Below are 12,720 nucleotides of genomic sequence, written 5' to 3' on the forward strand. Positions count from 1 at the left end.
TTCCAGATCAGGGGTTTTGTGTATCGAGCCAGAGTGTCACCGGCCCGTCATTTGTCAGGGCGACGGACATATCGGCCCCGAACTGTCCGGTCTCTACGGGGATGTCCAGAGCGCGCAGCGCATCGGCGAAATGCAGGTAAAGCGCTTTGGCGATGTCGGGTTTGGCCGCACCGGAAAACCCCGGCCTGTTGCCGCGCGACGTATCGGCGGCGAGGGTAAACTGGCTGACCACAAGTGCGGCACCACCGGTCTGAAGCAGGCTGAGGTTCATCTTGCCCGCATCGTCCTTGAAAAGCCTCAGCTTGCTGATCTTGGTGGCCAGCGCCTCTGCGGTTTTTTCGGTATCTTCGGGCATCGCGCAGACAAGGATCAACAGTCCCGGACCGATCTGCCCGATAGTCGCATTGTCAACGGACACGGATGCTTGGGCTACGCGCTGGATCAACGCTCTCATGCTTGCCACTCCAATATGTCCGGCACTTTTGCGCGTTCGGTGCGAAAACTGTTTGCGGGATGATCGTGGTCGCCATACCCGAAGGAAATTGCGCATAGGATCAGGCGATCCTGGGGCATCGCGAAATGCGCTCGCACGCAATCGGCATAGGAGGCAACCGCCGCCTGCGCGATGCTGTCGACGCCCAGAGCTTTCGCCGCCAGCATGAACGCCGTCACGAAGCCGCCTGTGTCCATGGCGCCATAGGCGGCCAGCGCCCGTGGGCTGGAAATGATCGCCACATGCGGTGCATCGAAGAGGGCAAAGTTCCGCATCATTTGAGCGCCGGAGGCCGCGCGGTCGCCTTTGGCAACGCCCACAGCGTCATAGAGCTGCCATCCACAGGTCCTGCGTCTTTCACCATACACACCGGGGTATGCGTCAGGCCCTGCAAGGTCGAGTTTCGGCGGGGCTGTCTGCACGGCCTCCTGCAAGGCCACGCGAAACCGGTCGGTGGCATCGGGTCTGGTGACGGTGACCTGCCAGGGCTGCGCATTGCACCACGATGGTACATGGCGCGCGGTCGCGATAATTTGTGCGATGGTGTCATCAGGCACGGGATCGGGAAGAAAGGCCCGACAGGAAAATCTCTCCTGCAAAAGATCGGTGAGTGTTGAAATTCGGCTCATTGATTGAGCGCCATGCCATAGCCCACGGCCGCCGCGATCAACAGGCCGACGATCACGGCAAGGGTTATTTTCAAGGTGGAATAGGGCCGTTCCCCCTGCACTTTGCCCGTCGTGCCGTTGACCACAAATCGAAACGTCCGGCCGCGATATTTGTAGGCGGCAAGCCAGACCGGCAGCAGGATATGCTTGAACGTCACGTCCCGCACGTCGGTATCCACACGGTGGATGCGCTGGCGATCGCCGCCGATGTCGAAGCGAATGTCACGCGCGATCACGCGATCCATGATCTGGCGCGCTTCCACAAAGCCGTCCTTGAGGGGCACGGCATAGCCTTCTGCGCGGAATCCGGCGAGGTATTCCGGCGCGTAGGGTTCCAGCCCGCTTAAATCCCAGGGCTCCAACCCATCGGTATAGGTTTTGGGCAGCGAGGTTGACGCCAGAACAACGACATCATCGAAGAACCGTGCAACACGGCCTCGTTTTGACCGCCATCGGACTTTTGGGACGCGCACCCGCTGGGCCTTGCCATCGCGCATGACGGTGTGGGTTTCGAAATAGACCGTGCCCCGCTCGCCGGAATAGGCGGATTTGGTATCGGCATCGAACGTCCAGTAGGGCACATAGATGCCCTGCATTCGCCGCCCCTTGCGGGCGTATTCCTTCAGCCCATTTGGCGCGAACCACAGCCCGCCCAGCCAGTTTGTCATGGCGCTGCGCGCCGATGCCTCATCCAGCGCAAAGGGCAGAACCGCACGCGGTTTGATATGTCGGTGCGTGCCAGTGTCCGTCACAACAGGCGTGGCGCAGAACGGGCATTCGGTGGCGTGAATATCGGGATCAAATGCGACTTCGGCGGCGCAGTTGGGGCATTTGGAAACGCGCGTTTCCTCCATCTCCATGCTGGGCAACTGCTGGGACAGGGCCTGATCGTAGGACATTTCCCTGATGGCCGCGGCACGCCAGGGTCCGGCATCCATCGGCTCCAGATTGCCGCAGTGATCACAGGCCAACTGGCGACCGGCCGGGTCAAACCGCATATCCCCGCCGCAGTTGTCGCAGGGAAAATGGTGATCCGCTTGGGTGGTTTCGGCGTTTTCGGTCATGATCTACAGATGGAGGTTCACAGGTATTTGTGAAGAAGACGGGGAAGCATGATCCGCAGGGCGTTGTCGCGCAGGTGCAGATGCCGCCATATGTGAAATAGCGCGTGGCAGCCGACCAGAAAGGACAGCAGATAAAACTCGACGGAATGAATTTGTCCTACCAGATCGTTGGCACGTGGCAACCCGAGCGGCGGCGCGATGGGCACGATCCCACCCGCCCAGAGCAAAACAGTCGAGGTCAACCCCAACAGAAAGCCGGTGATGGCCACGCCAAAGAGCCCCCAGATCAAGGTCAGATGCATGATCCGGTGAAATCTTCGAAGTGGACCTGAAAGTTTCGGGCCGGGACGGCTGGCCAGACCACGCCGCAGGTAATCCGCTGTCCAGAGCAAGGCCAGTGTCACGAAGATCAGCCCCAGAACGGAATGAAACATGAATGCCGCTTCGCCAAAGGGGCGAATGTCGCGGGGTTGCACGACTGTGAACCAGATCAACAGCGGAACAAGGCTCCAGTGCAGCCATTTGAGATAGGTGCGTCGCTGGATTTTCATCGGCCATCTCCTGCAAACTCAGGGCTCCTTTCAGATACGGGGCAGGTCGCGCGGAAGTTTCAATGCGTCTCAGACCGGTGGTGGCGGGGGCGGGGGCAGGACCGTGAAAAGCTGGGCCAGTTCGGACACATCCTCTGCGCGCATCCAGCCATCCTGACCCGGTGTCCAGACCAGCGTTTCGCGTGTGACGGCCCCATCGGTGGTCATCCGGCCCAACGCAGCTTTCGAATATGGCCCTTTGGTCGCGCCATTCTCCGCAATATGCCAGACGTGTTCGACGGGCGGCGGTGGCGGTGGCACTGCTGCGGGAGCGCCTGTTGCACGCGCGCCCCATGGTCCCTGCTGGGCTGCCGCATGTCCGATCTGCATGCCCAGACCGGCACCAAGACCTGCCTGAATGGCCGCCGCCCCGCCGCCGTCACGGCCAAGCGCTTCGGCTGCCTGAAACTGCATGTATTCATTCAGATTGCCAATCACACCCATCGAAGAACGCTTGTCCATGACCTCCTCGACCGCAGGCGGCAGCGATATGTTCTCGATGTAAAGCTCGGGCATGCTCAGCCCGTATTCGGCCAGCTGGGCCGCAATCTCCTTGCCCACAAGCTGACCCAGCTCCCGCGTGTTCGCCGCCATATCCAGCACCGGAATCCCCGCCCGGGCAATGGTGCGGGAAAACTCCTGCACCAGAATGTTACGGATCTGGAAACTGATCTCATCCATCGTGAATTCGCCGTCAGTTCCTACGATCTCCACAAGGAACTTGGCCGGATCGCTGACCTTGATCGAATAGGTGCCAAAGGCGCGCAGGCGCACCGGACCAAACTCCGGATCCCGGCAGATAATGGGATTTTTCGTCCCCCATTTCAGATCGTTGAACCGCGTCGTGTTGACGTAATAAATCTCGGATTTGAACGGGCTTCTGAACCCATGATCCCAATGCTGCAACGTGGTCATGATCGGCATGTTGTTGGTTTCCAGCATGTACAGACCGGGCGTGAAGACATCCGCCAGTTGCCCTTCATGCACAAAAACCGCTGCCTGACCTTCACGCACTGTCAGTTTGGCGCCATATTTGATCTCGTGGCCTTCGCGCTCAAACCGCCAAACCATGGTGTCGCGGGTGTTGTCCGTCCAATGAATGACGTCGATGAATTCGCCAGAGAGAAAGTCGAATATACCCATAATATCAGTCCTTTACCTTGCCGGTCCTAAAGAGGTCCGCTTTTGAGTTCGCGCGCGATGATCCGCGTGATAGGGGCGGCTTCGGTCGCCGTCATGCCGGCCTTGAGGCGGGGGTCATAGAGCATTTTCAGCAGCAGCTCATCGTGCCGGGTAAGCAGGGCAAATTCGTCATCATCGTTGAAGATGGAGGGCCGCGCATCCCGGCTATCATTGGCCAGACCAAGGCCCTGTGCCAGTTCTTCGTGAATACAGCTGAGACGCAACAGGCTGGGGTTCTCGGCGCGGATCACGGCAACAGCTGCGGTGTAGGTATTGTCTTTTGATCCCGCGGCATAGGCGGCGACAGCGCAATAGGTGTCACGCGACAAGCTGCGCAGGGCGTTGAGACTATCGCGCGAAATGCCGGGCACGCGGTCAGCGGCGGCGTCAAGCGCCTCTGCGCGGTCATCCTCGCTGGCAACGATAACAATGAAGTTTGGATTGCCAAAGTTGCTGATGGGATGGCCGGTGATCTGACCCAATCTGCGCGCGTAGCTGCGAATGGCCGCCATGTCATCAGAGCGCTGGGAGGGCGGTACACTTGGACCAAAGATCAGGCCCATCCGGACCGGGGAAGCCCATTTCCGCAATGGGCTTTCGCCGCCGCGGCCCTGTAACGCATTTGCATATTCATTGAAAAACACGATGCGCTCAAAGTTCCGCGCCAGCATATCGGCGGTGAACGGTGTATCCGGCCCGCCCGCGTCTTCGCGCAGCAAGCCCTGGCTGAGTTGCGCCGATTGCACCTGCACCAGATAGCTGCGTAAGGCAGCACTTTCTTCGGAGGTGGGGCGCAATTGCGTCTCAACCGGTCGGACCGGGCGTGCGCGGGGCGTGGCAACGGAGGTGGGTTGCGGGACAAGATCGCAAGCAACAAGAGCTGCTCCTGCAATAGCCATCGCGCACCAGCGCAGAAAATCCCGTTGCCTTACCATCCGCTGATCAGCCCGGCACGGCCGTGCCAGAGGTATCGCCAACGCCATCGCCCCGGGCCTTTGCCGATGCAAGTGTGTCACGCAATTTGGTTTCCATCTGCTGCAATTCGGTTTCCGCCGCCGCGCGCCGGGCTTTGCCTTCATCCGCGATTTGCAGAGATTCCTCGATGGTTCCGATCAGATCAGCATTGGCCTGTTTGACGGCTTCGATGTCAAAGACTCCGCGTTCCATCTCTTCGCGCACGATCTTGTTGCTTTCGCGCAGGTTCTTGGCGTTTGCGGTCAACAACTCGTTGGTCAGGTCATTGGCCTGGCGCACCGCCTTGGCCGCTTCGGCGGAACGTTGAATGGTGACCGCCTGTGCCAGTTGCGTCTCCCAGAGGGGGACCGTGTTCACCAGTGTCGAATTGATCTTGGTCACCAACGATTTGTCGTTTTCCTGAACCAGCCGGATCGAGGGCAAGGATTGCATCGTCACTTGACGGGTCAGTTTGAGATCATGCACCCGGCGTTCCAGATCGTCTCTTGCCGCGCGCAAATCGCGCAACTCCTGCGCAACCATGACCTGATCAGCTTCCTCTGCCTGATCCACCTCGGCGGCCTTGGCCGGAATGATTGTTTCGTCAAGCTGGCGCAGCTTTTCTTCGCCTGCCGAAATATAGAGCGCGAGTTCATCATAAAACTGCAATGTCTTGTCATAAAGCATGTCGAGCGATTTGATGTCTTTGAGCAGCGTGTGTTCGTGCTTGAGCAACTCGTCCGTGATACGGTCGATCTGTCCCTGAACCTCTTCGAACTTGGCGGTGAACTTTGCAAATGGCGCGGCCTTGCCCATCAGTTTTTCCCAGAAACTGCGATCCCGTCGAACGTCCAGTTCCGAGATTGAAAAGCCCCGGATGGTGGTGACAATATTGCGCAGTGAATCGCCGGCTGGCCCGACATCCTTGTTGCGCACACCGCCTAACATGGCCTGCGAGATTTCCTGCAACTCGACCTGTGCCCGCGACCCGAAGGAGACAATTGACTGCGTATCAGCCATATCAATTTCTGCGATCCTTTTGGAGATTTCGGCGCCCACGGGTTCATCTGCCTGTGACAGGGGGACGATGGCATTTGCATCGGCAGGCTCCGGCAGCACCACGGCGGTTACTTCCTCCACCAATTTCAGGCTTTCGGCGGCTTTTTCGCGGGTCGTTTCAGTCATGTTGTCAGGTCCTTTCTAATCGGCGGCATCACTCCAGACGCACACCTTCGCGTTGCAGTCGGTCCCGAAGAACCTCAATTTCTATGGCCAAATCGTTGTTGTCATCCAGCAGCAATTTTTTGGTGCGGTTCGAGAAATTTTGTTCCAGGTCATCCAGCAGTGACAGAAAGTCGGCCTTTGCCTTGCTGTCTTGTGTCCGCGCGTAGATGTCAGAGAATTTCACCGTCGCGTCACGCGCACCCAGCAGGTAGACGCCCAGATATTTTCGCGCCGCCGTGAGATCGCGGGGATCTTCCTCCACGGTGCGGATCATATTGCGCACGACCGTTTGGAACTGCTCCATCCTGGAGGACACTTTGCGGTCACCGGCGCGCCTGAGGGCGTCATCCATACCTGCCAGATGGGCTTCAGCTTCGTCCACAACCCGTGCCACACGGTCCTGTTGAAAGGTATCGATCCCTTCCATGCCCTTGTCCGAAAGCGGATCAATGCCAAAGGCGGCGATGTGCAGACCACAGGCAGCCGCGCCAAAAACGGCCGCCGCAACAATACCGCCGTCATGGCTGAGGGCGGCAAGGGCTGTGCCCAGACCAGCAAGGCAGGCTGCCAGAATTTTTCGGGGCATTGCAGGACGGCGCGCCACCTTCCGATCCAGATAGGCGGCCTGGGCAACCAATCCGCCACGTAACAACCACGCGCCCAGGCTCAGAATGCCGGCGCCCACCAATCCAACAGCGAGGCCCAGTGCGTCTTGTGTCAACGACATGAAGACCAAGATGACCGCAGGGAGGAACATCAGGTTCGCGCGCGCGCCAACAGGGTCGACAGAGGCTCCTGTGTAGGTTCCCCGCGGGACCGTGGTTTCAGATTTCGAGCTGCCGTCGGGGCTGTATTTGCCGCCGTATCTTTGCGCCATCGGTTCTAAAGCCCGCCCAATACGCCAGCCGCGACACCGGTCATCAACAGGATCAAGGCCAGATAGGTGATTTTCTGGAAGGTCGTTGGCGTCATGTCTCCCCCGGTTCGAGTTGCAGCGAATATATGCTCATGCGCTGCAGCTTACTAGTTTTCTACGCCGCAAACAGAGGCTTGCACGCTCTGCGCGACTTTTTTCCGTTTTTTTCGCGGTTGATCTATTATCTGAGGCTGCATTGTTTCCGATGCGAGGGGGAGAAAATACGCAAAAGTGTCACATTCGGATCAGCGTTGCTTTCGGGATGGGGGCTTGCTGGTCGGTTTCTGGCGTGGATGACCAGGCCCCGGTTTGCGCTTTCGGGCGACATTCTTTGGTTTCTTTTGGGCGGTTCCCGAGGGGTCCTCTAGTTCAAGCCCCAGTTGGTCCCGCACCAGTTTGCGCCGAACTTCTTCCACCTCCCCGGATTTGAGATCGCCAAGCTGAAAGGGGCCATAGCTGATGCGAATCAACCGGTTAACGGAAAGATCAACATCTGCCATCGCACGGCGGATTTCGCGGTTACGGCCTTCTCGCAGCCCGATGGTCAGCCAGGCGTTTGCGCCCTGCTGGCGATCAAGTGTCACGCTCATCGGCTGGAAGTTCTCACCGTCAACGGCGATGCCTTTGCGCAGGGGTTCCAGTTGATCATCAGTGGGGCGTCCATTGACGCGCACGCGGTAACGCCGCAACCAGCCGGTTGAGGGCAATTCCAGCTTGCGTTTCACACCGCCGTCGTTTGTCAGCAGCAACAGCCCTTCGGAATTGAGATCAAGCCGCCCAACGCTCATGACACGCGGTAGGTCATCGGGCAGTACCGAATAAATCGTGTCGCGCCCTTTTTCATCGTGATCGGTGCTCACAAGACCCGTTGGTTTGTGAAATAGCCACAGGCGCGGCGGCTCGGGTGCCGCGATGTCCTGACCGTCAACCGTGATGCGATCCTTCTGCGTGACGTTCAACGCCGGTGATGTGATCTGATTGCCGTTGACCGCCACGCGCCCGGCTTCGATCATCCGTTCGGCTTCGCGGCGGCTGGCGACGCCGGCGCGGCTGAGGACCTTGGCAATGCGGTCGCCTGCTGGCGCATTTGATGTGGGACTGGACATGCGTTTGCCTTAACCTGTTTGCGGGGCTTGCGAAAGAGCCCGGTTTGCGGGCAATTGGCGGCATGGAATTCAATTCACATATGCAGCAGGCTCTGTCGGAAGCGCGTGCGGCGGCCAAGCGGGGCGAGGTGCCAGTTGGCGCGGTAGTGGTGGATGCATCCGGCCATGTCATTGCAGCAGAAGGCAACCGGACACGGGCCCTGAATGATCCAACCGCCCATGCGGAAATCCTGGCGATAAGGGCGGCCGGTGCAGCTATGGGATCGGAGCGGCTGACCGGTTGCGCCCTCTACGTTACGCTGGAGCCCTGCGCGATGTGTGCTGCTGCGATCGCGGCAGCGCGGATTGCGCGACTTTATTATGGCGCAAGTGATCCGAAATCCGGCGGTGTCGCTCAGGGAGCGCGGGTATTTTCGCATCCCCAATGTCATCACGTGCCTGAGATATTCGATGGAATCGCCGCCGAAGAATCGCAAGCCTATCTGCGGGCGTTTTTTTCGGCCAGACGTTAGCAGTGCTGTCAAAAAGACAACGGCTGCATCACCTCGGGTTCGATTACATTGACCGACGGCAGGGCGTCGATGAGCTCTTTGGCGGATTGTTCCAAAAGTTCAAAAGTCCGGTAGTGACAGGGAATGATGGTCTTGAAGTCAAAGTATTTTTGAGCGGCATAGGCGGCGCCTGCCATATCCATGGTGAAATGCCCGCCGGCGCTCAGGATACCGATATCGGGTTTGTAATAGTTTGCGATCCATTCCATATCGGCCATGATCCCAGTGTCACCGGAGACGTAGATCGTGTGCCCTTCCGCACGCAGAATGAATCCTGCTTCGCGCCCTGCCGGCGCTGCCGGTGCGCTGGAGAAGGTCGTCGAATGCATCGCAGGCACCATCGAGACGGCAACATTGCCCAGTTTCACAGTACCGCCCATGTTGAATCCGATAACGGTGAGGCCATTCGTTTCCTCGAAATAGCTCATCAGATCGTAGATGCCGACAACCGGTGCTGCCAGCGATTTGGACAGCGCTACAACATCAGCGGTGTGGTCAAAGTGACCATGCGTTATGAGGATATGGGTGGCTCCATCTGTGGCTGCGCCATGCTGGTCCTCCGCAAGCATCGGGTTGCCAGTCAGCCAGGGGTCGATCAGCAACACCTGATCCGCGATCTCAATCCGAAAACTACCATGCCCCAACCAAGTGATCTGCATTGAACCTCTCCTAATCTGTCATAGGTGAACACTAACGGGCTTTCTGTGAAGCGGGGAGCCCTTCGTCGATTTTCCTGATCTCGGAGAGGCATTGCATTGGATTGGTTGCATCACATTGACGGTTATTGCGAACGCATGGGGCCGGAATATTGGGCTGAGCCTGTAAATGCGCTCACCAATCTGGCCTTTATCGTCTCGGCGCTCTGGATGTGGCGGCGCAGCCGGGGCGTGGCAGCCGCCCGGCTGCTCTGCGCTTTGCTTTTCATCATCGGGTTGGGCAGTTTTCTGTTTCATACCCATGCGCAGGTCTGGGCGGCCATGGCCGATACGGTGCCGATCCTGCTGTTCATCCTGCTTTATCTCTTTGTGATCAACAAAGATGTAGTGGGCCTGTCCGGCTGGCGTGCCGCAGCGGCGACAGCCCTGTTTTTTCCCTATGCCGCAATCATGGTACCGCTCTTTCAGCGCATACCGCATCTTGGCGGTTCGGCGGGCTATGCGCCGGTGCCGCTGCTGATCCTGATCTACGGGTTTTTTCTGCGCAGACATGCGCCGGAAGTCGCGCGCGGATTTTTCATCGGGGCGGGCATTCTGATCGTGTCGCTGATGTTCAGAACGCTGGATGCGCCGCTCTGTGATGCCCTGCCGCGTGGCACGCATTTTGCCTGGCACGTCCTCAATGCGCTGATGCTGGGGTGGATGATCGCGGTTTACCTGCGCGCAAGGCTTGGCAAGACCCCCTCATAAGGATAAACGGCGCGGCAAGCAGATGAGGAAAAGCCCATGTCAATTGACGAGACAACAGCGGCCCGTGTGGCCAAGCTGGCCCGGATCAAGGTTGAACCCGATGCGTTGCCCGCGCTGGCGGGTGAATTCAACACCATTCTGGGCTTCATCGAACAGTTGAACGAAGTGGATATCGAAGGGGTGGAGCCGATGACCTCGGTGACCCCTCAGATGTTGAAGCGCCGCGTTGACGAGGTGCGTGACGGTGACCAGCAGGCAAAGGTTCTGTCGAATGCACCGGATGCGCGTGAAGGGTTTTTTGCCGTGCCGAAGGTGGTTGAATAATGACCAAGCTGAACGAACTTTCCCTGAGTGCCGCACGCGATGCGCTGCGCGCGGGCGAGACCACATCCAAAGATATCACCGAGGCTTGTCTGAGGGCCATCGACGGCGCTGGTGTGCTCAACGCCTTTGTGCATCACACGCCGGAACTGGCGATGGAGCGCGCCGCCGCTGCCGATGCGCGGATTGCGGCAGGCGATGCCCCGGCTATGTGCGGACTGCCCGTTGGCATAAAAGACCTCTTTTGCACCAAGGGTGTGCCATCGCAGGCCGGATCGCGCATTCTGCAAGGGTTTCTGCCAGAGTACGAATCCACCGTGAGCCAGAACCTCGCCGATGCCGGGGCCGTGATGCTGGGCAAGCTTAACATGGACGAATTCGCCATGGGCAGCAGTAATGAAACCTCCGTTTATGGCAATGCGGTCAACCCCTGGCGGCGCGGCAACGATGACGCGCCATTGACCCCGGGCGGGTCGTCTGGTGGTTCTGCCGCTGCGGTTGCGGCGGATCTTTGTCTGGCGGCAACCGGCACGGATACGGGCGGGTCGATCCGGCAACCGGCGGCCTTCACCGGGACGGTGGGGATCAAGCCGACGTACGGGCGCTGTTCGCGCTGGGGCATCGTTGCCTTTGCCTCCTCGCTCGATCAGGCCGGACCGATGACCAAATCCGTGCGCGATGCGGCCATCATGCTCGAAGCCATGTGCGGTCACGACCCCAAGGACAGCACCTCCGCGGATATCCCCGTGCCCGATTTCGAAGCGGCGCTCACGGGTGATATCCGCGGCAAGAAAATCGGTATCCCCAAGGAATACCGTATGGACGGCATGCCGGGTGAGATCGAAACCCTCTGGTCCGAAGGCATCGCGATGATGAAGGATGCAGGCGCGGAGATTGTCGATATCTCGCTGCCGCACACGAAATACGCTTTGCCTGCCTACTATGTGATCGCACCTGCCGAAGCCTCCTCGAACCTCGCGCGCTATGACGGGGTGCGCTACGGCCACCGCGCCAAGCTGGACCAGGGCGATGGCATCACCGAGATGTACGAAAAGACGCGGGCCGAAGGGTTCGGGCCCGAAGTGCAGCGGCGCGTGATGATCGGCACCTATGTGTTGTCCGCTGGTTTTTATGACGCCTACTACAATCGCGCGCGCCGGGTTCGGACGTTGATCAAACGTGATTTTGAGCAGGTCTTTGCGGAAGGTATCGAAGCGATCCTGACACCTGCCACACCGTCTGCGGCTTTCGGTCTGGGTGAGATGACCGATGCGGACCCCGTTGCGATGTATCTCAACGATGTCTTTACGGTCACGGTTAACCTAGCTGGTTTGCCGGGCATTGCGGTCCCGACTGGGCTGGACAAACAAGGTCTGCCGCTGGGTCTGCAATTGATTGGCCGCCCCTGGCAGGAAGGCGATTTGCTGAACACCGCGCATGTGCTGGAAACGGCGGCGGGCTTTGTGGCCAAGCCGGTGAAATGGTGGTAATCTGGCGCGCAACAATCAACAGCAGGCAAATTTCTCGATGATACAGCGTGCCTTCTTTGCAGGCCTTTTCCTTGCAACCATTTCCGCCTGTGCGCCGCAGGTGCCTGACAGCGGACAGGGCGTCGGGTTCGACAATTCGCTGGAGGCACAACGTCAGCGCGAGGCTGCCTTGGCGCAGGGGGGGTATCGGGTGCCGGATACGGTTTTGCCGCCAGAAGGGTCCGCCGAGGCGACGGCTGCCGAAACCACGCGTATCCTTGAAGCCACTCGCCCAGGTGCCGCAGATAGTGCGGCGTTGAATTCGGGCGTCGCTCCGGTTCAGGCCAGCCCCGCCAATCCGGCCCCGGCAACCGTTGGAAACGCCGACATTTCAGACGAGAACAACTTTGATGCCGTGGCCGAGCGACAGACCATTGAAAGTGACGCCGAACGCATCGCCAATAATGCAGCGCAGTATGAGGTGGTCCAACCCGAGGCCCTGCCGGAGCGGACCGGGGATGACCAACCCAATATCGTGGCATTCGCGCTCTCGACCAAACACCCCAAAGGCCAGAGCGTCTACGCGCGCGCAGGATTTGGCGGTGAAGACCGCGCGCGGCGGAACTGTGCGGCCTATGCCTCTCCTGATCAGGCTCAGATCGACTTTCTGGCACGGGGCGGGCCTGCGCGTGACCGCAAGGGCATTGATCCCGATGGTGATGGCTATGCCTGTGGCTGGGATCCGGCACCCTTTCGCAAGGCCACCCAGGGCTGAC

At 59.3% G+C, this 12,720-nt stretch carries 15 protein-coding genes; 5 read left to right on the forward strand and 10 right to left on the reverse strand.

Annotated elements, in window-relative coordinates; translation table 11 throughout:
* Positions 1-7: 7 nt before the first annotated feature.
* The 9 genes from dtd to ACOTTU_RS00150 all read right to left on the reverse strand — a co-directional run bounded on the left by dtd (position 8) and on the right by ACOTTU_RS00150 (position 8,197).
* Complete coding sequence (dtd, locus tag ACOTTU_RS00110) at positions 8-454, reverse strand: D-aminoacyl-tRNA deacylase (RefSeq protein ID WP_425655598.1); 447 nt, start codon at positions 452-454, stop codon at positions 8-10.
* Positions 451-1,122, reverse strand: coding sequence for a nitroreductase (locus ACOTTU_RS00115; protein ID WP_425655599.1), 672 nt, complete (start codon positions 1,120-1,122; stop codon positions 451-453). Before ACOTTU_RS00115 ends, dtd begins: the two co-directional genes overlap by 4 nt.
* The gene (locus tag ACOTTU_RS00120) at positions 1,119-2,225 is read right to left on the reverse strand and encodes a primosomal protein N' (replication factor Y) - superfamily II helicase (RefSeq protein ID WP_425655600.1); all 1,107 of its coding nucleotides are present in this window, start codon (positions 2,223-2,225) and stop codon (positions 1,119-1,121) included. The genes ACOTTU_RS00115 and ACOTTU_RS00120 overlap by 4 nt, the downstream gene beginning before the upstream one ends.
* Before the next feature lie 17 nt (positions 2,226-2,242).
* On the reverse strand, positions 2,243-2,776 hold the full coding sequence (locus tag ACOTTU_RS00125; protein WP_425655601.1) for a cytochrome b/b6 domain-containing protein: 534 nt from the start codon (positions 2,774-2,776) through the stop codon (positions 2,243-2,245).
* A 69-nt stretch (positions 2,777-2,845) separates the two neighbouring features.
* The gene (locus ACOTTU_RS00130) at positions 2,846-3,958 is read right to left on the reverse strand and encodes an SPFH domain-containing protein (RefSeq protein ID WP_425655602.1); all 1,113 of its coding nucleotides are present in this window, start codon (positions 3,956-3,958) and stop codon (positions 2,846-2,848) included.
* Between the two features lie 26 nt (positions 3,959-3,984).
* Positions 3,985-4,896 (reverse strand): DUF2927 domain-containing protein, encoded by a 912-nt coding sequence (locus ACOTTU_RS00135; protein ID WP_298919947.1) that lies wholly within the window; start codon positions 4,894-4,896, stop codon positions 3,985-3,987.
* A 43-nt stretch (positions 4,897-4,939) separates the two neighbouring features.
* On the reverse strand, positions 4,940-6,136 hold the full coding sequence (locus tag ACOTTU_RS00140; RefSeq protein ID WP_298919944.1) for a toxic anion resistance protein: 1,197 nt from the start codon (positions 6,134-6,136) through the stop codon (positions 4,940-4,942).
* Between the two features lie 28 nt (positions 6,137-6,164).
* On the reverse strand, positions 6,165-7,052 hold the full coding sequence (locus ACOTTU_RS00145) for a 5-bromo-4-chloroindolyl phosphate hydrolysis family protein (protein WP_425655603.1): 888 nt from the start codon (positions 7,050-7,052) through the stop codon (positions 6,165-6,167).
* 284 nt (positions 7,053-7,336) lie between these two features.
* On the reverse strand, positions 7,337-8,197 hold the full coding sequence (locus ACOTTU_RS00150; protein ID WP_425655604.1) for a pseudouridine synthase: 861 nt from the start codon (positions 8,195-8,197) through the stop codon (positions 7,337-7,339).
* A 62-nt stretch (positions 8,198-8,259) separates the two neighbouring features.
* Here ACOTTU_RS00150 and ACOTTU_RS00155 point away from each other — a divergent pair, with 62 nt between their 5' ends.
* On the forward strand, positions 8,260-8,709 hold the full coding sequence (locus tag ACOTTU_RS00155; protein WP_425655605.1) for a nucleoside deaminase: 450 nt from the start codon (positions 8,260-8,262) through the stop codon (positions 8,707-8,709).
* A gap of 8 nt (positions 8,710-8,717) precedes the next feature.
* Here ACOTTU_RS00155 and ACOTTU_RS00160 read toward each other — a convergent pair whose 3' ends face one another.
* Positions 8,718-9,407: a metal-dependent hydrolase gene (locus ACOTTU_RS00160; protein WP_425655606.1), complete on the reverse strand. Its 690-nt coding sequence runs from the start codon at positions 9,405-9,407 to the stop codon at positions 8,718-8,720.
* A gap of 96 nt (positions 9,408-9,503) precedes the next feature.
* Between ACOTTU_RS00160 and ACOTTU_RS00165 the strand changes: the two genes are divergently transcribed.
* The 4 genes from ACOTTU_RS00165 to ACOTTU_RS00180 are packed head-to-tail and all read left to right on the forward strand — an operon-like array spanning position 9,504 to position 12,719.
* A complete protein-coding gene (locus tag ACOTTU_RS00165; protein ID WP_425655607.1) occupies positions 9,504-10,154 on the forward strand; it encodes a ceramidase domain-containing protein in 651 nt (216 codons plus the stop codon).
* A gap of 36 nt (positions 10,155-10,190) precedes the next feature.
* Positions 10,191-10,478, forward strand: a complete 288-nt coding sequence (gene gatC / locus ACOTTU_RS00170) for an Asp-tRNA(Asn)/Glu-tRNA(Gln) amidotransferase subunit GatC (protein ID WP_425655608.1) — start codon at positions 10,191-10,193, stop codon at positions 10,476-10,478.
* Positions 10,478-11,965, forward strand: coding sequence for an Asp-tRNA(Asn)/Glu-tRNA(Gln) amidotransferase subunit GatA (gatA, locus tag ACOTTU_RS00175; protein ID WP_425655609.1), 1,488 nt, complete (start codon positions 10,478-10,480; stop codon positions 11,963-11,965). The genes gatC and gatA overlap by 1 nt, the downstream gene beginning before the upstream one ends.
* Before the next feature lie 37 nt (positions 11,966-12,002).
* Positions 12,003-12,719, forward strand: coding sequence for a hypothetical protein (locus ACOTTU_RS00180; RefSeq protein ID WP_425655610.1), 717 nt, complete (start codon positions 12,003-12,005; stop codon positions 12,717-12,719).
* The last annotated feature ends 1 nt before the right edge of the window (position 12,720 follow it).

Source organism: Roseobacter sp. EG26, assembly GCF_049830555.1.
Lineage (GTDB): Bacteria > Pseudomonadota > Alphaproteobacteria > Rhodobacterales > Rhodobacteraceae > Roseobacter.

Excerpts from the sequence above, each read along its gene's own strand:
- ACOTTU_RS00180 (WP_425655610.1), top strand. The coding sequence starts at position 12,003 with ATGATACAGCGTGCCTTCTTTGCAGGCCTTTTCCTTGCAACCATTTCC.
- ACOTTU_RS00120 (WP_425655600.1), bottom strand. The coding sequence starts at position 2,225 with ATGACCGAAAACGCCGAAACCACCCAAGCGGATCACCATTTTCCCTGC.
- ACOTTU_RS00125 (WP_425655601.1), bottom strand. The coding sequence starts at position 2,776 with ATGAAAATCCAGCGACGCACCTATCTCAAATGGCTGCACTGGAGCCTT.
- ACOTTU_RS00150 (WP_425655604.1), bottom strand. The coding sequence starts at position 8,197 with ATGTCCAGTCCCACATCAAATGCGCCAGCAGGCGACCGCATTGCCAAG.
- gatC (WP_425655608.1), top strand. The coding sequence starts at position 10,191 with ATGTCAATTGACGAGACAACAGCGGCCCGTGTGGCCAAGCTGGCCCGG.
- dtd (WP_425655598.1), bottom strand. The coding sequence starts at position 454 with ATGAGAGCGTTGATCCAGCGCGTAGCCCAAGCATCCGTGTCCGTTGAC.
- ACOTTU_RS00155 (WP_425655605.1), top strand. The coding sequence starts at position 8,260 with ATGGAATTCAATTCACATATGCAGCAGGCTCTGTCGGAAGCGCGTGCG.
- ACOTTU_RS00140 (WP_298919944.1), bottom strand. The coding sequence starts at position 6,136 with ATGACTGAAACGACCCGCGAAAAAGCCGCCGAAAGCCTGAAATTGGTG.
- ACOTTU_RS00115 (WP_425655599.1), bottom strand. The coding sequence starts at position 1,122 with ATGAGCCGAATTTCAACACTCACCGATCTTTTGCAGGAGAGATTTTCC.
- ACOTTU_RS00145 (WP_425655603.1), bottom strand. The coding sequence starts at position 7,052 with ATGGCGCAAAGATACGGCGGCAAATACAGCCCCGACGGCAGCTCGAAA.
- ACOTTU_RS00130 (WP_425655602.1), bottom strand. The coding sequence starts at position 3,958 with ATGGGTATATTCGACTTTCTCTCTGGCGAATTCATCGACGTCATTCAT.
- ACOTTU_RS00135 (WP_298919947.1), bottom strand. The coding sequence starts at position 4,896 with ATGGCTATTGCAGGAGCAGCTCTTGTTGCTTGCGATCTTGTCCCGCAA.
- gatA (WP_425655609.1), top strand. The coding sequence starts at position 10,478 with ATGACCAAGCTGAACGAACTTTCCCTGAGTGCCGCACGCGATGCGCTG.
- ACOTTU_RS00160 (WP_425655606.1), bottom strand. The coding sequence starts at position 9,407 with ATGCAGATCACTTGGTTGGGGCATGGTAGTTTTCGGATTGAGATCGCG.